The organism is Enterobacter cloacae complex sp. P29RS, from assembly GCF_014893445.1.
GTDB lineage: Bacteria > Pseudomonadota > Gammaproteobacteria > Enterobacterales > Enterobacteriaceae > Enterobacter > Enterobacter intestinihominis.
Window position 1 is genome coordinate 150,074 of record NZ_JADBPZ010000008.1, and the last position, 20,428, is coordinate 170,501.

The following is a 20,428-nucleotide window of genomic DNA, read 5'->3' on the forward strand; positions in this document are numbered from 1 at the left end:
TTCGGATGCAGACATGGCTTACTCCATCGGCGAATTCGCCAGACTCAGCGGCATCACCGCCACCACGCTGCGGGCGTGGCAGCGACGCTATGGATTACTCAAACCCGAGCGTACGGACGGCGGTCACCGCCTGTACAGCGATGAGGACGTTCAGCAGGCGCTGAAAATCCTCGACTGGGTTAAAAAAGGCGTACCCATCGGCCAGGTAAAATCACTGCTGGAACGCCCTGTGCCGCGCCGCGCCAATAACTGGCAAACCCTGCAACAGGCCATGCTGCAAAAGTTGCAGGAGGGGAAAATTGAATCCCTGCGTCAGATGATTTACGACGCCGGACGCGAATACCCAAGGCCAGAGCTGGTCACTAACGTGCTGCGTCCGTTGCGCAGCCAGATATCGGCCAACGTCGCCGCCGCCATGACGCTGCGTGAGATCCTCGACGGCATCCTCATCGCCTACACCTCGTTTTGCCTTGAGGGCGATAAAAAAGCGCCGGGCGATAACATCCTCATCAGCGGCTGGCATCTGAACGACCCGTGTGAGATCTGGCTTGAAGCCCTGACGCGCACCGGCCAGGGCCACCGCATCGACATACTGCCGGTTCCCCCTGCCGCGCTGGCCCCGGAAATTTTTCCGGATCGCAAATGGCTGCTGGTTACCAGCGGTAAACTTACCGCCGCGCGGAAAAAGCAGGTTGCGCAGTGGCAGCAGCAGGTTTCCCTTGAGGTAATTATCCTCTGATTATTTTCTGCTGTGGCAAACTTCACGAAAAGTTGAATATTTTTTCGCGCAGCGAGTGCTAACGTTTTCCTGTCACCGACAACTCAACAGGAAAACACGATGAAAAAGACACTCCCTCTGATGATGCTGGCTACAATGGCTTTCGCCCCTGCCGCGTTCAGCGCCCCGGCAGGCACCCTGAGCGTCCACGTTCTGGACCAGCAAACCGGTATGCCGCCAGCAGATGTGGCCGTCACGCTGGAAAAGCAGGAGCAGAACAAGTGGACCCCGATTGCCAGCGGTAAAACTGACCACGACGGGCGCATCAAATCGCTCTATCCGCAGGATCAGGATATGGCGCCAGGCGTGTATAAAGTGACCTTCAAAACCGCAGATTACTTCCACGGCAAAAAGCTGGACTCCTTCTTCCCGGAAGTGCCGGTGCTGTTCACCGTCACCCGCACCAATGAAAAACTGCACATCCCGCTTCTGCTCAGCCAGTACGGTTACTCAACCTACAAGGGCAGCTGATTGCTCTTGATTTTAAAGACGATTAAAAAATAATCCCGTCAATACTTGGACAAATACGCATTGTTGTGTAACTTTTAGATATGAGATCGGGAGGTGCACATCATGACAACAAAACCTGTGCTGGGTATTAGCGGATGTTTGACCGGTTCCGCCGTTCGCTTTGACGGCGGACATAAGCGTATGGGCTTTGTGATGGATGAGCTGGCGCAGTGGGTCGCTTTCCGCCCGGTATGCCCTGAAATGGCTATCGGCCTGCCCACGCCTCGTCCGGCGCTGCGCCTGGTGATGACCACTGGCGGCGAGACAGAAATGCAATTCAGCAAAGCGCCGCACGATGACGTCACGCAGAAGATGGCCGCATTTACGGCAGATTATCTGCCGAAAATCGGCGATCTGTCAGGGTTTATCGTCTGTGCAAAATCCCCTAGCTGCGGCATGGAGCGCGTGCGGCTGTACGACGAAAACGGCAACCGGGGCCGCAAGGAGGGTGTCGGGCTGTTCACCGCCGCCCTCCTTGAAACTTTCCCCTGGCTGCCCGTCGAAGAAGACGGTCGCCTGCACGATCCGGTACTGCGGGAAAACTTTGTTGAGCGCGTTTTTGCTCTCCACGAACTGAACGTAATGCGTAAAAATGGCCTGACGCGCCGTGCCCTGCTGGACTTTCACAGCCGCTATAAGCTTCAGCTTCTGGCGCACCATCAGGCAGGCTACCGTGAAATTGGCCCGTTCGTGGCATCACTGCACGAGTGGGACGATCTGGACGCGTTTTTCGTGGCCTATCGCGACAAGCTGATGACCATCCTGAAAAAACCCGCTTCGCGGAAGAATCACACTAACGTGCTGATGCACATTCAGGGCTATTTCCGTAACCAGCTGAACAGCCGCCAGCGCGGAGAACTGCGTGATGTGATCCTGCATTACCGGGACGGGCTGCTGCCGATCCTCGCGCCGCTGACGCTGCTTAAGCATTATCTGGCTGAATACCCTGACCGGTATCTGATGACGCAAAACTACTTTGATCCCTATCCTGATGATTTGGGTCTGCGTCTGGCCGTTACCTGATAAGAAAGAAGCGAAGGCCCCATTGACCCACAGAGGCCCAAAGCTGTACCCCGTTTAGACGACACCCTCACTGTCGTCTTTTTTTTGCGCTCAGCGTAAAATACTGTAATTCTGTACAGGTTAAGCGTGCACAGCGGAGTACCCCGATGATCAAAAATCTGCATATTCAAAACTACCGCTCAATTCGCGATATGTCGCTTGAGCTGGAACAGCTCAATATCGTGTTCGGCCCCAACGGCACCGGAAAATCCAATATTTATAAAGCGATTTACCTGATGCACAGCGCGGCGCAGGGGCAATTCTCCCAGGCGCTGGCAAACGAGGGGGGGATTTTGAAAGTGTTCTGGGCGGGCAAAACCCGCAGCGATCAGCTGCGGCGCATGAACCTGGCGGTGGAAACGGAAACCTATGAATATGAGCTTCAGGTCGGGTTCGTGGAAAAGCTGCCCTATCCCTCACAGTTTCAGCTCGATCCGGTGATCAAAGAGGAAGCTATCTGGCTGAGCGGCCAGCACCGTCGTCCGTCGTCACAGCTGATGAAGCGTAAGAATCAGGCGGTTTTCCTGAACAACGTGCATCACGAAAAAGTGACCCACAGCGGTACGCTGTATGAGAACGAGTCGGTGTTCGGGCAACTCGGTGAACCGCACCTCTACCCCGAAGTGTCGCAGATGCGCGAGTCCCTGCGTAACTGGCGATTTTATCATGAGTTTTCCGTCTCATCCGGCTCGGCGATCCGTGCGCCGCAGGTGGGTTTTCGTTCCCCGGTGCTGGCCAGCGACGGCGCGAACCTGGCCGCCGCGTTTCAGACCATTGTCGAAATTGGCGACGAGCTGCTGCTGATGCGCATTCTCGACCAGGCCTTCCCCGGCTGCGTGTTTTACAGCGACAACACCGGCGGGCGCTTCCGCATGATGATGCAGCGCGAGGGGCTAAGCAGGCCGCTGGAACCGGCAGAGTTCTCCGACGGGACGCTGCGTTTTCTGTGCCTGGCGGTGGCGCTGCTAAGCCCGCGCCCTCCCGCATTCATCGCCCTCAACGAACCGGAAAACAGCCTGCATCCGCAGATGCTGCCCGCTCTGGCAAGCCTCATTGCCGAGGCCAGCCGCTACTCGCAGATCTGGCTCACCAGCCACTCGCCGGAGCTGGCGCAGTTGATTGAGAAGCACCGATCGTTTTCGCTGTATCAGCTGTCGATGATGGAGGGGGAGACGCGGATGGAGCGGCTGGGGTAATGCATTTCTTTTATGCAGTCACCACTTTCAAGGTCGCCATCAACGACGAAGATGATTTCCGTCGGTATATACCTTCGGCGAATTCTGCGCTCGCGACAGATTATCAATACTGCGAATATTGTCGGAGGGCAACATCTCAGCGACGGACTCGCACGGATTAAATTTATGGATGATATTCGGCAGTTTGTGATGCAACAATTTAGCGCTACCCGGGCGGCCAGAAGTGATGAGGAGTGCATGGAGTGCCTGAAAAACATCCGGGCTGAGAACGAAAGTCTTCTTGAGCAAAGCAGAATGCTTCGCTCCCGTACTGCTCAGCTTTTTGCTCAGATTAACTAGTTAAAGAAAATAACAAAGTCGTCGGTCACGTTATCTCCCGCTGGATTTCTACCGCAAAGTCGACGGAATGAATCGCGCAGCGCTCACTATGAAAATTGTCGGCTGGGGTGTCTCTGCAAAAGTCTCGTTTGATTTAATTTCTAATGCGTCTTGCCAGAACTAATGTATTTCTTTCTGAAGCGCCAGGCTTTGTAAGCAATGATTGGGGGTTGAAAAAACCAGGCAATAATCAATACGATGAAAAGAGAAATACCGCCGGAAACAATATTGTAATGTTCAGCGAAAAAAAGAAGCGCCAGGAAAATCAGAGCCACAGCCGCAGTAATACACAGTACCATGATGAAACGCTTGCCCAACTCAAGCACCACCTCGAGCAGGGATGAACCATAACGGCTAACGTTTCGGTTCAGATACGCTAATTCTTTTACGGTGAAACCTGATTCAAGTAACTGCGTTTCAATATTGTTCATGCCACTACCTTTTCTTCTGGAAAGTAACGTGGATTATCTTAACCGGAAGAGAAGTGCTAGTAACCCGTCTGATGCATACCCATTACCGCCCGCTTTAAAGGCAAAGAAGTCGCCCACGTCTTTTTATTCCATCTCGCCAGCATTATTTTTCGCTGCAAACGGCTTAACGCGAAACGTCTTACGCCACTCCGCCGGACTGACGCCAAAGCGCGCCTTAAACTGCTGCCGATACGTCACCGCTGATAAAAACCCCACCTGCTCAGCGACGCTTTCGATTGGCAGACTGCCGGACTCCAGCAGGATCTGGCTGCGCCGCAGTCGCTCGGCGGTAAGCCAGTCGGCAACGCTCATGCCCGTCGCCTTGATAAAATGGCGGGTCAGCGTGCGTCGGCTCATCGACACCACGTCCGCCAGCGAATCCAGGTTATGCGGCTCGGAAATGTGCTGCTGAAGGTAGTCTATGAGACAGTTAATCCGCCCGTCGCGGGTATCTTTCGGCACAGGCTGCGCAATAAACTGCGCCTGCCCGCCCTCGCGGTGCGGCGGGACGATCATCCGGCGGGCAATCTGATTGGCGACGACGCTGCCAAAGCGCTGGCGGATGATATACAAACAGCAGTCGAGCGCGGCGGCGGTACCTGCCGAGGTGATCACATTGCCGTCGTCCACGTAGAGCGCGTTGATGTCCAGTCGAACGTCCGGAAACAGCGTCTGAAACTGGTGTTCAAACTCCCAATGGGTGGCGGCCCGTTTGCCGCTGAGTATGCCGGCATAGCCCAGCACAAACGATCCCAGACACAGCCCAACAATTTCCGCCCCGTTGTCTCTGGCCTTAACCAGGCTGTCGAGCAGCGTCTGAGGCGGGCGCTCCAGTACGTGCTGCCAGTAGGGTACAACCACAATTTCAGCCGATGCGATCGCGGAAAAATCCTGCGTCGCATGCAGGGCAAAACCGTCTTTCGAGGTCAGGAATCCCGGTTTTTCAGCGCAGATCGTGACGTTAAAGCGCTTTTCCCCGGATACCGTATCGCCAAACAGAATGCAGGGGACGGAGTAGTGGAACGGGCTAAACCCGTCCACCGCGACAATAGCAACGTTAACAAGCGGCATCTGTCTCTCCTTTCCCCTTTAACACTCAGAATATAACGGTTTCGCCGTCCTGAGGAATGCTCACCGCGTCACTTATCTCGTTGGCGTCAACATACTCGCGCAGCGCGCGGCGGGTCAGCAGGCAGTGGTTGATAGCTTCCATATGGGTCGCCACGATTTTCGCCTGCGGCAGCAGGAAATGCACGTTAAGCAGATCTTCTTCCCCCATGATAATTGGCCCAAACCCGATGACGTGGGCGTAACCAGCGTTGAGCACGACAACGTCCGGTTGATGCTTTTGTAGATCGGCCGCAACCGCGTCGCGCCAGATGGTATCCCCTGCGATATAAAGCGTCTTCTCATCGGGATGACGGAAGACCACGCCGCAGGCTTCACCCAGACGCTCTGCCAGCTCCGGCACGGCATAAGCGCGGTCAGTGCCGTGCTGGCCGCCATAAGTTTTCGCAATCCGGATATCGCCGAACGTCGTTTCGTCGGTCATGACCGTCAGGTTGTGAAAGCCCTGTCCGCGCAGCAGCGCGGCATCGCTATCATTTTGCACGTAGATCGGCTTGTGTTTGGCGATCAGCTCAACGGCATACTGATCCCAGTGATCGTCATGGGTATGGGTGACGATCACCGCATCGGTGTCCAGCAGCGTTTGAACGTCAACGGGAAGCTCGACCATCGGGTTGCGAATATCGGCCCGCGCGGTGCCGGGAAAACCCGGATAAGCGCCTTTTGGCGCCAGCATTGGGTCGATTAAAAAGCGTTTTCCTGCGTAAGTGATCAGCTGGGTGGCGTTGCGAATTTGCGTAATGTTCATGGGCTATCCTCCGGTTGGTATGAGAAGGAGAATAGCCCCAGGGTGCCGTTAAGAATGTGGGCTAAAGGGCGATGATCGATGAAATCGGGTCAATCGATAAACCGCTTGCGCACCCTTTCCAGCGGCGCAATCAGCAGATTGATAAGCGGCTTACGATCGATAACGATATCGGCGTTCACCGTCATCCCGCCCATCAGCATGCGCTTTTTCTTGTCCGGGTCGGTAAACCAGGAGGGGACGCGCACTTTAGCCAGGTAGTAGTTCTGCCCTTCCTGGAGCGGGATCAGCGCCGAATGGGCATCAATGTTTACCTCATAGAAATCGGACAGCGTCGCCTCCACGGAACCGTATTTGTCCACGGGCCAGGAGTCGAAGCGCAGCTTAACCTTATCGCCTTTCGCCACGCGCCCCACCCCCGTTGCCGGAACATACAGGTACCCCTCCATCGTCGCCGCGGTATTTTTACGGATCACCACCACCACCTCGCTGTTTTGCGTAATGGCCCGGCCTGGCGGGAAGTTAATCGCCACCACGTAGCCATCTGAAGGGGCCAGCATCGCCATGGTGGAACTCCCCCGGCTGGACAGGTTGCGATCGATTTCGCTGATGCGGTTTTTCACGTACAGCTGCTCTTCGCTCAGCGAATCAATTTGCGACTGGGTGCTGTCGGTCAGGCTGGTTTTGCGCGCCTCAAGCTCAAGAATAGTGCTCTCCTCCAGCGTCAGGTTGAGCTGGGCGTTGAGCACATCGTTATGGCTTTTATCGAGATCCACTTTGGAGACATAGCCCTTCCCGGAGACGGATTTCCACGCCTCGTAGGTGTCGGTGCTGTTTTTTAACAGCGCGCGCAGCTTCTTCACCTTATCGCGGGAAACGGCGATCTGCTTGTCAGTGAGAGCCAGCTGCTGCGCCAGATTTTTGCGATACGACGCAATCGAGTCCTCAATGGCCTGGATGCGCTGCTCGCTGCGCTTTTTCTCCGCTTCCATCTGCTGGCGGTCAAACTGCACCACCGAGCCCTGCTTGCCGCCATAGTCCTGCGACACGGTGAACAGCGGATCGTTTTCCTTCACGTACTGGCCGGGCCGGACGGCAAAATCAACAAGGGTTCCGGACTCTCTGGCGCGCACCTCCACATCGCCCTGCGCCGGGATCAGCACCCCGCGTGCCAGCGTGGTTTCCGAAAAGTTGAAAGCAATCGCAAAGACCAGCAGGCAGAGAAAAAAGGCGATGAACAGCGTCAGCACGGTTTTCAGCCGCGGCGCGTTGATTTGATAGCTTTTTGAGAAGTGGTGCGGGATTAGCGCCCGACGCTGTCGGCTTCGGTTTTTTAATTTCACGATATGTCATCCATGATAAATCACTGAAAGATCGTCCCATCCACTCCAGAGCGTGGGGGTTTTGCGCAGCGCGTTCAGCGTGTCGGCGGCGGCCAGACGGTAATCCTCTGGCGCATACGCCTGGCTCTCCAGCCCAAACTCTACCGCGTGCAGCGAACAGACCGGCAGCAGCGTTCGGACGCTGTAGCCATAACGCGATAAAAACCGCGTGGAGACGTCCGTTAACCACGCCTTGCGATCGCCTGCCTGAATTGGGAACAGCGGCGCATCCGGCAGGCGTTCATCCATCAGCAGCACCGTCACCAGGCGCTGAGGGGCGAAAAACGAGCCGGCGCGCCGTCCGTCGTGTGTGGCCATCAGCTTGTGCAGCGCAGGGTGGCGGGTAATAAACTGAAAGCGCACATCATCTGGCGCGGTGGCGAGCAGCGCATCCATAATCAGGCCAAAGCCCGCCCAGCGCATGCCCAGTAGCAGGGTGCGAGATGAACTGTAAAACCCCTGATCCTGCGTCCACTGCGCCACGTACGCATGCAGATCGAAGCGAACGTTGCGCGCCCACAGCGCGGGCGGGAAAATCTGTTCCACGAAGTTAAACCCGCTCAGCTCATGGGCGTTCTGATGCAGAAAATCAGCCGGCACATCGGCCTCCGGGCAGGGCATAAACTGGCTGTAGTTTTGCGCAATCCGGTTTGCCATTAAGGTGCGTCCGGCCTGGCGCGCGCAGAGTCGGGCATAGAGACGCGGCAGAAACATCATTGCTCACTCTCCCGCAGGGTGCCGTTTTCCATGGTATAGAGACGCCCCTGACAGCCCACCACGTCCGGCGAGTGGGTAACAAATACCAGGCCAATCCCCAGGCTACGCAGGTTCGCCAGCACCTTTTGCGCGGTGGTCTTATCCAGGTTCGCCGTCACTTCGTCGCAGAGCAGTAGCTTAGGCTGGCTGTACAGGGCGCGCGCCAGGACCAGACGCTGCATCTCCCCGGCTGAGAAAAAGGTGTTCCCCGGCAGCATCTCCGTTTCGTAACCGTGCGGCAGACGGGCGACGACGTGGTCCACTTCCGCCAGCCGACACGCGGCGATGACCTGCTCTTTATCCGGCGCGCTGTCAAAGCAGGCGATGTTGTCCAGAATCGAGCCGGTGAAGAGAATATCGTCTGCATGAACAATGCGGATGTGCTGGCGCAGCGAGGAAAGATCGCACTCTTCAATGGGGATCTTATTGATCCGCAGCGTGCCAGACGATGACAGCAACATGCCGGAGATCAGACGCAGCAGCGTGGTTTTTCCCGACCCGCTCTGGCCCACGATCACCGCCTCTTCGCCCTGCTTCAGGGTCATGTTGATATGCTGTAGCGTGGCCTCCCGGCCTGGATAAGCAAATGAGACATCCTCAAATTGCAGACAGACCGGCGAGGTGACAATCCGCTTCCCAAACTGGCTGGTTTCAGAGGGGGCAAACAGCAGGTCGCCCACGCGATCCAGCGGCCCCTTAAGGGCATTTTTGTCCAGCAGCTTCTGCGCCACCTGCACCATGGCATCGGAAAAATAGCGCTTATAGCTGATATAGGCGTACAGCATCCCGATGCTCATCTGCCCTTCCAGGATCAGCCACGCGCCAAAGCAGACCACCAGCAGCTGCTCGGCATTGATCACCAGCAGCGAAGCCACGTCAAAGCGGGCCAGCAGCCGCTCTTTACGCATCAGCCCGGCGATGTGTTCGCGCTGGGATTTGTCCATCACCGCATCCCGGGCCTGCTCCATATTGTTCGCCTTGAGCGTAATGATCCCTTTCTGTGTCTCTACCAGCAGAGATTCATACTGGGCGGTACGTTCGATGGAGTCATCCACCGCGCGTTGATAGGGGCCGATCAGCGAAAAGCGGATCAGGAAAAACACGCCCATCAGCAGCATCGTCAGCAGCGCAATTTTGACGTTATACAGCAGCATAAACAGCAGGCTGGTGACGGCGATCAGGCTGGAAAAGAGAATTTGCACGTAGCCATTGCTGATGAACTCCGCGCAGGCGTGGAGCGATTTTTCAATAGCCAGCACGATGCCCGGCGGGCGCGAGCGGAACCAGCTGGTCTGGGTGCGCAGCATGTAGTGGCGCACGGACTGGCTTAAATCGTCATAGGCAATGTTACGCATCAGGATCTCAAGCAGCTGCTTGAGGAATTTACCGATGACTTCAAAGATAAAGACGATAGCGAAGATCGCGGTGAGCAGGATCACCAGATCGCTGTCGCTGCGGGAAATGGCCTCATCCATAATCAGCTGCACGTAGGTGGGGCTCGCCACCATGGTGATGAGAGTAAAAATACAGAGCACAAACAGCAGCAGCTGGCGCTGGAACAGGCTCGGAGATTTATTGGCTAACCGGCCAAGCGTGAGCTTTTCATCCGGGGATTTCTTTTCGAAACACGGCGTGGGCTTAAGCTCAAGCACATACCCGGAAAACAGTTTTTCCGCCTCTTTCAGGCGGTAACGACGCACGCCGCTGGCCGGGTCGTGAACGGTCACGCTGCGGCTGTCGATCTTCACGATGACCACGAAATGGTTGCCGCGCCAGAAGGCGATGAGCGGCAGCTCAGACGTTTCTATTTCAGTGATTTCGCCTTTAAGCACCCGGCCAGACATATTTTTATCGCTGGCAAGGGTCAACAATTCCGCCATTGAGGTTCCCGCATCGGCGGAAACGGAAATCTCCCGGCGCAGCTGGCTGACGGAGACATGGTGGTCATAGTGCCCCAACACCATCGCCAGGCAGGCCAGTCCACATTCGGTAAATTCATGCTGGCGAATAACAGGGGTCTTACCCTGTTTTTTATACTGAAAGAGCGAAAACATAATGATCCGTGGCTGAAATAAAAAAATGGCCCGGCAATGCGGGCCATGCGTACAACGTGCTTCTCGCTTAAGCGCTGAAGAAACCGCCGATGAAGCCGCCCACCAGGCCGAATACGCCACCGATGGTGCCGCCCAGCGCGCCTAACATCTGGCTGCCCGCGTTATAGCCCGCGCTTGCGCCCTGAATAGCGGCAGCAAACGGATCCCAACCACCGATGATGGCCTGTGCTTTTTTGAAATCGATAACTTGCATGATACTTTTCCTGTAAACGTGAATTAGTTGTAGCTACCAACCAGCGCGCCCAGGAAGCCCATTGCGCCACCCAGAACTCCGCCAACCACACCGCCAACCATGCCCATGATGCTGGCGCCAGTGTCGTAACCCAGCTGTGCACCTTTAACCAGACCAGCGAACGGGTTTAACGCGCCGCCAATAATGTCTTTCGCTTCTACGAATGAAATCGCTTTCATTTTTATCTCCTGTAGTGATGGATCTTTAGCATGATGCTAAAGGCTAATTTCCTTTTATGAAGGAAAGCGGTTGCTACGGGCAGGTGGTCAGCGGAATGATTTTATTGCCATAAATAATCATTCGTCTTGCAGCCTGCCCGGCATTATCTATTTCCAGCCGTTGCCCCGGAGGAATATATTTTGAATTATTGTATTGCGTACTGCACCCGACCGAGGAAACATATTTAAAATAGGTATTCCCGGTATTACTCACCACCCCGTTGCTAAACGCATAATCAAAATGTCGTGTCCATGGACGGACAATCAAAATAGCCTCAAGCGAGACCACCACATCCGACTGGATGCGCTGGCCTTTGCGCGTGATGACCTTTGCCTGGAGCGGCGTCTCGGTGAATTTTACGCGATAGTATCGCTCTTTGTTGTCATGCGGGCCGGTATAGTAAAATTTAAAACCCGCGCGCTCACCGCTCCCCAGCGTTAATTGCTTAGGCGAATACATGACTTCGCCGTCTTTTATTTCGGTTTCTTTTCCCTTCTCTTTAGGAACGTCTACCTGAATAAGCGAAACGGTATAATTCTGACGTTCGCTGGTATCGTTTTTTATCGGCTGAAAAACAACTTCTCTTTCGGGAAGAAAATCAATATTCAGACTTTCGATAATTAAAGCATTTGCCCCTGTGGAAATGAAGCAATTTATTGCAAAAATAGCCAGGAATTTTCCAGTCATGGTTGATTAATTCCAGGATGCGCTAACATCTATTCTTCCCTGCGCGGTCACTTCGCCAAACCAGCTATTTCCGTCATAGGTGGTCTTCGATACCGGATTATCCATAACGAACTGGAGGATCAGCGGTGTTTTCCAGAGCCACATATCGGTCACGCCGGAACTCATTTTGTCCCACTCTTCCGCATGGGTGGCCGGCGCCGGGATCGACAATACCTCGCCTTTACAGTTATGCGCCATGCGCGTCTGGCTTTTCCCCACCAGCACGTTGCCCGGAATGGGAACCGTAAAGCCGTTGCCGCTGAAGGCGCAGTAGTCCACCCCATTCAGGCTTTGAGTAGGCCCGGTGACTTTTACCGTGACCGCAATCGCCGCATCTTTTTGCGCCCCGCTGTAGGTGATGGTGTAGGGGATCTCAATGGGCGTTTCGCCGATGGCGCCTTTCCCGGAGCCGCCCAGACCGTCAGGATCGAGGGCGTAATCCGGGTTGTCGGGCGTAATCTCCAGCCCCGGCTGAATAGGGTTAATCACCAGGCCGCCCCCCGGCTGGAAGCAGAAATCCGCCGCCAGCGAGCTGTTGCCGGGCGTCAGGCACAGGCTGACGATATTGCCAATGCTGCTGCCGTCCCCCGCCTGCGCCACGCTCAGAATTAACGCTTTCGGCAAAAATATTTTAAGGTACGCTTTGCCGCCGTTTTTCTGCGGCGCCGCGAGGAAGGTGTTTGCCAGGACACGCGTATCACTCAGGATACCGCCGGAGATACTGTACCAGGTGTTTTCATCGAAGGTCAGCTCGGCGGCAAGCCCGGTGCCGCCGTTCATGTGCGATTGCAGCACGCTGTTGACGCGGGAAGAGGTGAGCGCCAGCCCCCCGTTGTAACCGGAGATATCTTCCCCAACAAACGTGTATTCAAGCAGGTCGCACAGCACGCCAGAGATCGTGTTGCGGGTGTATTTGGTGCAGGTGGCCCCTGTTGATCCATCGACAATCGTCACCTCGCCGCTGATCGGGTCAATCCCCAGGTTGAGCGCCCTGGCGTTGGTCATAGTCAGCGTACCCACCTTGTGAAGCGTATTGGTGGTGGTCACTTTGTTGATGGAGCTGATTTGCGGCGTGGAGGTGATGGTCACTTCATCCCCTGGCGCGGCGTTGAGCAAATAGTTAAAGAACGGATCGCCCAGTACCCAGCGCCCGTATGACGTGCCGGGCTCCATCACCGGCGGCTTAACCACCATCGACGTATCGGTATAGCGGGTCGTCGGGGTGTACCCCGTGTTGCCGCAGGACGAGGAACACGCCGTCCCTTTAAAGAACGGAGAAGCGCTGGAACCGGTCACCGAAAAGTTGATGGTCAGCGCGCTGCCTGCCGGACCGCTGTAGCTGTTGTCCGGGATGTAAGTGGCGATACCGTTATTCGTTTTCGCACTCAGGGTCGGCCACTCGCGCGAACCGTGTAAAAACGCGGTCGACGTGCTGTTCAGACTAAACAGCCCCGCGCTGTTTCCCGTCCCGTTATTGTCCGGGTTATTAATGGCGAAATAGGGCAGCTCCTGCGCCTGGGCCGCCGCGCTCATCAGCAGTAAATTAAGAGCGAATATCTTTTTCATCGTCACGTTCCTGCGTTCCTTTTGCTTCCTGCCAGACGAAATCGCCTTTGTCGCAGGAGATGTCCCCAAGCCACAGCGCACCGCGGTTAGACTCGATGTCCAGGCGCACTTCGCAGACGCTGTCGTCCGGCGTGGCGATACTCAGGACAGGGTTGTTCTTATCAACGTCGATCACGAAGCGTCCGTCGTTTTCCGTCCGGGTCAGCCCGACGTGGTTTTTGATCTGCATGGCGCCAATCGGGGCCCCGTTTGCATCCACAAGACGACCAAACAGAGTGACGATTTTCTTCACCTGCGGCTTCATCACCACGGTATTGCCCGGATAAACCGTGATATGGCGACGCGCATTCGCGCCAATCTCATAGCTCTCCGTACCGGTTTCACTGTTCATCACTTCCAGGTCATAGGCCTGGTATGCCGGCAGCGACAGCCAGGTTTTATCCCCTTTGATGCGTTCTGCCCGGCCGTTAAGCTTCAGGGTCAGCGCTTCATCAGATTTGAGACCGGTACTGACAATCACCCCTGCGCTTTCGGTGCCTTTCCCGGCGGCGATGGCCTCTTTGGACCAGCCCACGCTGCCGTCACTGGTCAGCGTGGAGTTCCAGCCTTTACTCATGCCGCTCTGGACGCTGAGGATGTTGCTGTTCCACGGCGTGTCGAAGTTCACGCTGCCGCCGCCGCTTACGCTGCGATCCTGGCGGCTGTTAAAGGCTTTCGAGACGTTGGCTGTGGCCGATTTCAGGTAATCGCCTTCAAACTGGCGGCTGGCGCTGACGTTCAGCGCCGTGCCGGTATCGCGATTGTGGGAAACGCCAACCGACACGGTATTGCCGAGCGGTATGGCGAAATCGAGCATCACGTAACGATCTTTCTCTTCGTAATACCCGTCGTATTTGTTGCGCGACATCCCCACCCGCAGGCGCGCCGTACCGTAGCGACCGGCGTATAACCCCTGGGAGTAGTCCAGCTGATAGCGTTTATAGCGATAGAGGTCGTCCTCCTGACGCATCAGGCTCAGGTTGCCCGCTGAGGGCAGGCCGAACGACGGCAGGCTAAAGGAGGCGCCCCAGGTGTTGCCCTTGCTCTCATAGATATCGAGGAACTTGCCGCTGGAGAGCTGTTCATGGGAGTACCAGACCGAACCGATCTGCCACGGCAGGCTGAGATTCGCGCCGTAGTTGGCGCGGTACGTTCCGTCGGAGGCGGCCATGGTCTGGGTATTCACCGAGAAATAGCCCGTCAGGTTCAGGGAGGCCCACAGCTCGCTGACGATGTGTTCGCGCATCATGTAGGTGGAGGCGTTCCAGTCGACCATCCCGCTGCGCTTGCTGAACGAGGCCCCCACCAGCGACATGGTGTCTTTATGTTTGGTGTCGTAATCGTAGTAGTAGGTGTTGTCCTGCTCGTTTTTGTGTTTCGCGTATTTTTTATAATTGACGACGGATTTATCGCGGCTATACATCCCGCCCCACATCTGCCAGCGCAGCGTTTCCGACACGTTGCTGGAGAACGGCTTATTCACGGTGTACATGCTACGTGACACGGTGCGGCTTCCGCTCACCACCTCAACTTCGATGCTGTAGATCCCGTAGGGTAGGCTGCTGGTGTCAATTTCGTGATTACCCACATCAAAGCGCTGAATCCCGATAAGCTGCCCGTCACGACGAATACGGGCCTCGCCCGCCGTGGGGAAATAGACCACCACAGGCGTCAGAGAGAGCGTGTTATCGCGCTTACGGGAGTTGGCCTGGTTGCCCATGGAAACGCCGTAGACTTCACCGCCGGAAATCCCGCTGACGCTCGCCAGAGACTGCATCGCCCAGCCGTTCAGCATGCCCGCGGCGTAGCGCATCCCCTGATAGTCGCGCTCCCACATAACCGCATTCATCTGGGTATCGCTGCTGCTCTCGTTGACGTAGCCAGAGCCGTCGATCAGCACATGATCAACGCCCATTGAGATCCAGTTTCTTGCGTTCAGATAGCCCGACGACCAGCTGTCACCGTAGCCGCTCTCGGTGTGATACGCCCCGAGGTTGTAGGAGAACGTGCCGCTCAGGTCGTCAGACTCCGGCGCATCAATGTCCACCTCACGCGGGCGAATATTCACCCCGTAGTCGCTCTGCGACAGATTCAGCAACAGGCGCATTTTTTTCTGATCCAGCTCGAACGCGGACCCCGTACTTACCGGAATGCGCATCTGGTCATCAAACTGCTTGTCGTTAATGCTCTGCAATAACGTTCTCATCTCTTTTGACAGACGAATGCCGTTATCAGACTCCTGGACCTGAACGTCCCTCAGCCCCAGCTTCAGATCTTTTGCAAAGAGCGTCACGTCACCGATACGAACATATTCGCTCGCCGTGCCTTCGTGGTTCCCTTGTTGTGCTGAGTGTGGACGCGTATTCACCAGATAGACGGGAATTTTGATCCCCTGCTCCAGCAGTGCATAAAGCGAGTCGGGAAAACGGTAATTAGCGATAACCACGGAGCTTGAGGCTGCATGCGCAAGCGCGGGCAGCGTGCCGGATGCGCAAGCCATCATCACCGGCAACACTAATTTATTTTTCACCATGCATCCTTACTTAACAGGTATGAACTGTTTCAGGTCCCATATTCCGAGATGAAAATGGTTATCCGTAACGTTGATATCCTCGATAGCGCGCGAGGTATCCGGCATCAGGTAGAAGTTTTTGGTACACGGCGTAGTCGGTGATTCCGGATTCGGCTTCAGGCAGGTTCCGGTCGCATTGACGCGAAAAGCGGTGTTCCCTTTATTGGTTATTTTTCCCGCCACATAGACGAAGTCGATCTTCTTATCACGGGGCTGAACCACCAGAATGGTGCTCACCACCGCGCGCGTCATCCCGGTACCGTTTTTTGGTGAACCGCTGTCCACCTCTTCGCTCACCCCTTCATCCGTGAAGGTAATGCGGTAGTAACGCTCTTTGTTATCGGCGTTTCCGTGATAGTAAAATTTGACAATATTGCTGGTACCGGCGGGCATTACCATGCGCGTGGGCGTCAGCAACAGTTCGTCCACTTTCTCCGGATTAATGACGATCCCTTCATCCATTGGGCTGCTGATCCGCTGTGCGCGAACAGAAACAATACGCACGCTGTCTGCTTCGTTTTTTATTTCCTTGGCGGTGGAGTCAGCATCCGCAGGAATAATGGTGGTGACTTTTCCCACATTAATGGCCAGCGCGGAGGAAGAGATAAATAATAAAAATAAGAAGGCGGATTTGAGGTTAAACATGCTATTTCCCTAAACAGGGGCTTGCGCCCCTGGATCGATCAGGCCTTAGCCCCAGGTTGCGCGGAACGCAACAGATACGGTCCCTTCCCACAGGCTGTTGGTCAGGTCTTTGAACTCTTTCGCAGTACCCGCGTTGTCCTGAGCGGAGTCAACGTAGAAGACGAATTTGTCCTGGCCGGTAATTTCGGTATCTGCCGCCGCGCCTGCGCTGGTGGTCAGGTTCCACAGGCCAGAAGAGACGCCGGTGTTAGAAGAAGAATCAACCAGCGTGGTCCATGCGGTTGATTTCGCCCCCACGGTGCCACCGATAGAGCCCAGGTCGTTACCGCCCCAACGCGCACCCACTTTCAGCTTGGTCGCTTCACCGCCCACGCTGAACAGCGTGTTGTTTGAATCATCGAGGATAGCTTCGAGTTTGAAGCTGGTCGCCGTAGAGTGATCGCCACGGATAGCCACATCAAACAGACCGGTATCGGTGTTGAAAGATTTGGTATTGGCGCTGTAAACGAAGTTCAAAGCACGCGTTGGCGTAACAACCAGGTCGGATTCGCTGTCTTTGGTCGCGGTTGCCTGCCAGGTGGCAGAAGCCGTCGTTTCTGCTGCATTAACTGCGCTCAGGGCAGAAACAGACAGCAGGGAGCCCAGAACGATAGCGTTCAGTTTGTTCATTTATTTAGTCCTTCAAAAAAGAATCCACGTGTATAAAAAGGGGAGCCCCTTTTTCGAGGCGGAGTATAGACAGCCGCAAAATAACGAGGCAATACAGAAAAATTCACTCGCCGGAGAATAACAATAAAAATATAAATAAATTTCTCGTATCTTATTGTTACGTATTGAGTAAATCACTCAATTTCCCGAGCAATAGATAAATATCGATTTTTCAATAAAGAGAAATATCAGGACGTCGGAACAGCCACACACATCATTACAGGCAAAACCAGCCCCTTAATTAACCAGGCGTGCGGTTTAACGCGGGTAATATAGAAGAAGTTGATATTATCAAGTAACATTTCGTTTACAACGCCATCCGGCGCCGCATCATCTTCAGACTTATTCAGCTTTTTATCCTTAATATAAAAGATATTGCTTCCGTCGACTTTTTCCACGCTGAGCGTGTAATTTCTGTCAATCAGGTAGCTTTTGCCCTCTTTCTTGAGTACGCCTTTATGAATAACCGTCACAACATCTTTGTTGTTAAACAGGAAAAGCGTGGTTAGCGACATATCGGTTAACTCACCCGTGGAATAGGTTTTCCAGGAAATGGTATCTGACTGGCAGCCAAACCCCTCATCCTGCGTTCTGGTAAAATAGATCCACAACAACGCGATGGCAGACAGCGCCAGTACGATACTGAACAGTACACTCATTTTAGTCCTTGACATATTTTAACTCCCGGTCAGGCTTCTGTAAGAAATGCAGTTCTTATAATCGTCGATACTGTCCTGCTGATAACAGATGGCCAGGAAATAATTTTCTATCTGCGACTTTTTAAACCTGGAATAGTAAGCATCTGCAACCTGGTGTTGACAGTCGATATGTTGACTGGCAATGACCTCTTTTACGTGATTAAAGTAGTGCTGTCGCGGCTGATACATATTCTTATCGATCAGGTACACCGTACACCGGTCCACTTTACCGAGCAGATGCATATCAGAATCTTTCAGGCTCTCGGCATAGGAATCCCTTTGGTGCAACAGTAAAACAGCGGTGCCGATAACGGTAATCAGTAATAACGTGCAAAGAGAAATAAAGAGTCTGTGCAGCGATATTAATTGTTTAGGCGGATCGGCATCTTTCTTATGCGCTAGCGTATCGAATGCTTCAGAGGCAGATTGCTCACTAAGCGTTGAAACGACCGGCGGCCTGACCGTGTGATGTTCAATATGCGCGGCAAGGCTAAATCCCTTGCCACGTATCGTTTTTATCAGTAAAGGATCGCATCCTAATGTACGAAATGCTTTTCTGATTTCACTTATGGCAACATTCAGACTCACCGAAGAACCAGAGAAACCATGATCCTCCCAGACCTTCTTTATCAGGTCGTCTCTGTCGAGAGTTTTACCATTATTGATGATAAGTTCATAAAGCAGACGACCCGCCTGGTTAGATAACTTAATGGATGACTCTTCCTCTCCATTAATCATGATCATACCGGTGTCGACTTCATAAAGCATTGTAAGATCAATGAGATACTTCATATTATTATTACGCCATTGTTAAAATTATGTGCATTTGCCAGGCAATAATAAGTCTAAAGTTTGTGTGGTCAAGTCGCGTGATATTAATTGAGAGATGAATTCATAAAGCTTCATTAATTAACAATTATTAAATCATTAATAAAAATATTCGAACTAACGCATTTAGGTTAAAACATTAAAAAAAACTAACTCGCAAGATTATAATCTTAAACTTTAGAAGTTGTTGGAATAATGTTTTGTTATGTACTTTTTTAGTGCAACATAATATCGTCAAAGCATTCTCCCGAGTCGCCATGCGTCTAGCCGGTACATCAGGGACATGTGTAGCCGATTAACATTCATTTTAAATAACACAAATCTTCATGGAGTTTATCATGTTCAAATCGATCATGACCGTATCACTGCTGGCCGCCGCTATTGCTTCTACCAGCGCAGTTGCCGCAGACAATTCAGCGGGTGGTATCATTAACTTTACCGGCGCTATTACCGATACAACCTGTACCATTAACGGCGGTAAAAGCGCGGACTTTACCGTTGCGCTTTCCCCTATTTCGGTAAAAGATGCAGGCACCACGGTTGGCCTGATCACTAAGAATAAAAAATCTATTGCGCTGACGTTCTCAGGTTGTTCACCAGCAGCCGGAACAACCGGTACCCCGCTGAAAGTGTATTTCTCCAGCGCGGATAATATTTCCACTGACGGTAAATACCTGCTGAATAACAGCGTGAACGAAAGCGATGCCAGTGTGGCACGTAATGTCGGTTTTGCGTTAGTGGAGCCAGGTTCGTCTACGCCAATTACCCTGAACCAGCCTTACACTACGGATATTATGGGTACAGCGACCGCGCCAGATTCCGAGACGCTGACGCTGGATGTTTATTACTATAAAACGAACGCCGCTGCCGCCACCGTGGGCGAGTTAAGCTCCAACGTAACGTATACCATTTCCTACCTGTAATAATGATTATTCAGGCTCTGTTTTCGCAGAGCCTGTATTTAAGGTTGCAATCATGCGCAAGGCAATTTTGCTGGCAGGCTTACTGCTAAGCACCGGTCACTCATGGGCCAATATTGTCATTAATGGCACCCGTGTCCTTTATCCTGAAAATAACAAAGAGGTGATCGTCCAGTTAATGAATACGGGCGATGCGCCTGCTCTGGTGCAATCCTGGATAGATGACGGTGATATTAATTCCACGCCGGAAACAGCCAATGTGCCGTTTCTGCTGTCGCCGCCGGTGATAAAAGTTAACGAACATAATGGCCAACAGCTTCGTATTAAAAAGCTGCCGTCCAGCTTGCCTGCGGATCGCGAATCCGTCTTTTTCCTGAATGTCCTCGACATTCCGCCCAGACCTGAAAATCTGCAAAATCAGAATACCGTTCAGCTGGCGATTAAATCCCGTATCAAACTTTTTTACCGGCCCGCTGCGCTGAAAGGCACGCTGGATGACGCGGTGGCGAAACTGACGCTCGCCGCCGAAGGCGATCGCTTTCGCATTACAAATAACAGTCCGTTCCATATTACGGTCGCCAATATTTCGCTGGGTAAAACGAAATTGCTCCAGGAGTCCCCGATGGTTTCCCCGTTTGGGCAGCTGACGGTCGCCGCAAAAAATACGGTTAAGCGCGGACAGACCTTCCAGCTGATGTATGTGGACGATCTTGGCGCGTATAAAACCCGGACTTTCACCAGTCAGTGATCGGAAAG

22 protein-coding genes are annotated in these 20,428 nt (G+C 53.8%); 7 read left to right on the plus strand and 15 right to left on the minus strand.

Features of this window, described 5'->3' with window-relative positions; translation table 11 throughout:
* Positions 1–13 precede the first annotated feature (13 nt).
* From IM282_RS08335 to IM282_RS08355, 5 genes are all read left to right on the plus strand, one after another.
* Complete coding sequence (locus IM282_RS08335) at positions 14–739, plus strand: MerR family transcriptional regulator (RefSeq protein ID WP_022646597.1); 726 nt, start codon at positions 14–16, stop codon at positions 737–739.
* A 99-nt stretch (positions 740–838) separates the two neighbouring features.
* Entirely contained in the window at positions 839–1,249 is a 411-nt protein-coding gene (gene uraH, locus IM282_RS08340) for a hydroxyisourate hydrolase (RefSeq protein ID WP_023298998.1), read from the plus strand.
* 102 nt (positions 1,250–1,351) lie between these two features.
* Positions 1,352–2,311 carry a DUF523 and DUF1722 domain-containing protein gene (locus tag IM282_RS08345; protein WP_063937971.1) on the plus strand — a complete coding sequence of 320 codons (960 nt, stop codon included), beginning with the start codon at positions 1,352–1,354 and terminating at the stop codon, positions 2,309–2,311.
* 146 nt (positions 2,312–2,457) lie between these two features.
* Complete coding sequence (locus IM282_RS08350) at positions 2,458–3,546, plus strand: AAA family ATPase (RefSeq protein WP_023305168.1); 1,089 nt, start codon at positions 2,458–2,460, stop codon at positions 3,544–3,546.
* Positions 3,547–3,711: 165 nt separating this feature from the next.
* Positions 3,712–3,885 carry a hypothetical protein gene (locus tag IM282_RS08355; RefSeq protein WP_159425306.1) on the plus strand — a complete coding sequence of 58 codons (174 nt, stop codon included), beginning with the start codon at positions 3,712–3,714 and terminating at the stop codon, positions 3,883–3,885.
* A gap of 140 nt (positions 3,886–4,025) precedes the next feature.
* Here the strand turns inward: IM282_RS08355 and IM282_RS08360 are convergent, their stop codons facing one another.
* The 15 genes from IM282_RS08360 to IM282_RS08430 all read right to left on the minus strand — a co-directional run bounded on the left by IM282_RS08360 (position 4,026) and on the right by IM282_RS08430 (position 18,716).
* Positions 4,026–4,355 (minus strand): hypothetical protein, encoded by a 330-nt coding sequence (locus IM282_RS08360; protein ID WP_192970314.1) that lies wholly within the window; start codon positions 4,353–4,355, stop codon positions 4,026–4,028.
* A gap of 123 nt (positions 4,356–4,478) precedes the next feature.
* Positions 4,479–5,465: a GlxA family transcriptional regulator gene (locus IM282_RS08365; protein WP_045621011.1), complete on the minus strand. Its 987-nt coding sequence runs from the start codon at positions 5,463–5,465 to the stop codon at positions 4,479–4,481.
* 25 nt (positions 5,466–5,490) lie between these two features.
* Positions 5,491–6,270 carry an MBL fold metallo-hydrolase gene (locus IM282_RS08370; RefSeq protein ID WP_032626633.1) on the minus strand — a complete coding sequence of 260 codons (780 nt, stop codon included), beginning with the start codon at positions 6,268–6,270 and terminating at the stop codon, positions 5,491–5,493.
* A gap of 89 nt (positions 6,271–6,359) precedes the next feature.
* The gene (locus IM282_RS22010; protein ID WP_023298992.1) at positions 6,360–7,610 is read right to left on the minus strand and encodes an HlyD family secretion protein; all 1,251 of its coding nucleotides are present in this window, start codon (positions 7,608–7,610) and stop codon (positions 6,360–6,362) included.
* A gap of 6 nt (positions 7,611–7,616) precedes the next feature.
* Positions 7,617–8,366, minus strand: a complete 750-nt coding sequence (locus IM282_RS08380) for a hypothetical protein (protein WP_023298991.1) — start codon at positions 8,364–8,366, stop codon at positions 7,617–7,619.
* Positions 8,363–10,459 (minus strand): peptidase domain-containing ABC transporter, encoded by a 2,097-nt coding sequence (locus IM282_RS08385; protein WP_192970315.1) that lies wholly within the window; start codon positions 10,457–10,459, stop codon positions 8,363–8,365. The genes IM282_RS08380 and IM282_RS08385 overlap by 4 nt, the downstream gene beginning before the upstream one ends.
* A gap of 67 nt (positions 10,460–10,526) precedes the next feature.
* Positions 10,527–10,712: a hypothetical protein gene (locus tag IM282_RS08390; RefSeq protein WP_001196016.1), complete on the minus strand. Its 186-nt coding sequence runs from the start codon at positions 10,710–10,712 to the stop codon at positions 10,527–10,529.
* A gap of 23 nt (positions 10,713–10,735) precedes the next feature.
* A complete protein-coding gene (locus IM282_RS08395; RefSeq protein WP_022646586.1) occupies positions 10,736–10,930 on the minus strand; it encodes a hypothetical protein in 195 nt (64 codons plus the stop codon).
* A 73-nt stretch (positions 10,931–11,003) separates the two neighbouring features.
* On the minus strand, positions 11,004–11,657 hold the full coding sequence (locus tag IM282_RS08400) for a hypothetical protein (protein WP_006812468.1): 654 nt from the start codon (positions 11,655–11,657) through the stop codon (positions 11,004–11,006).
* A gap of 6 nt (positions 11,658–11,663) precedes the next feature.
* Positions 11,664–13,262, minus strand: coding sequence for a receptor (locus tag IM282_RS08405; protein ID WP_163346862.1), 1,599 nt, complete (start codon positions 13,260–13,262; stop codon positions 11,664–11,666).
* On the minus strand, positions 13,240–15,834 hold the full coding sequence (locus tag IM282_RS08410) for a CS1-pili formation C-terminal domain-containing protein (RefSeq protein ID WP_192970316.1): 2,595 nt from the start codon (positions 15,832–15,834) through the stop codon (positions 13,240–13,242). Before IM282_RS08410 ends, IM282_RS08405 begins: the two co-directional genes overlap by 23 nt.
* Before the next feature lie 6 nt (positions 15,835–15,840).
* Positions 15,841–16,518, minus strand: a complete 678-nt coding sequence (locus IM282_RS08415) for a fimbria/pilus periplasmic chaperone (RefSeq protein ID WP_022646582.1) — start codon at positions 16,516–16,518, stop codon at positions 15,841–15,843.
* Positions 16,519–16,563: 45 nt separating this feature from the next.
* On the minus strand, positions 16,564–17,187 hold the full coding sequence (locus tag IM282_RS08420; RefSeq protein WP_003860995.1) for a common pilus major fimbrillin subunit EcpA: 624 nt from the start codon (positions 17,185–17,187) through the stop codon (positions 16,564–16,566).
* Positions 17,188–17,414: 227 nt separating this feature from the next.
* On the minus strand, positions 17,415–17,885 hold the full coding sequence (locus IM282_RS08425) for a hypothetical protein (protein WP_022646581.1): 471 nt from the start codon (positions 17,883–17,885) through the stop codon (positions 17,415–17,417).
* Positions 17,886–17,903: 18 nt separating this feature from the next.
* Positions 17,904–18,716, minus strand: coding sequence for a winged helix-turn-helix domain-containing protein (locus IM282_RS08430; protein ID WP_022646580.1), 813 nt, complete (start codon positions 18,714–18,716; stop codon positions 17,904–17,906).
* A gap of 374 nt (positions 18,717–19,090) precedes the next feature.
* On the opposite strand from IM282_RS08430, the gene IM282_RS08435 reads away from it, so the two are divergent.
* The gene (locus tag IM282_RS08435; protein WP_022646579.1) at positions 19,091–19,675 is read left to right on the plus strand and encodes a fimbrial protein; all 585 of its coding nucleotides are present in this window, start codon (positions 19,091–19,093) and stop codon (positions 19,673–19,675) included.
* A 52-nt stretch (positions 19,676–19,727) separates the two neighbouring features.
* Positions 19,728–20,420, plus strand: a complete 693-nt coding sequence (locus tag IM282_RS08440) for a molecular chaperone (protein WP_001223973.1) — start codon at positions 19,728–19,730, stop codon at positions 20,418–20,420.
* Positions 20,421–20,428 lie beyond the last annotated feature (8 nt).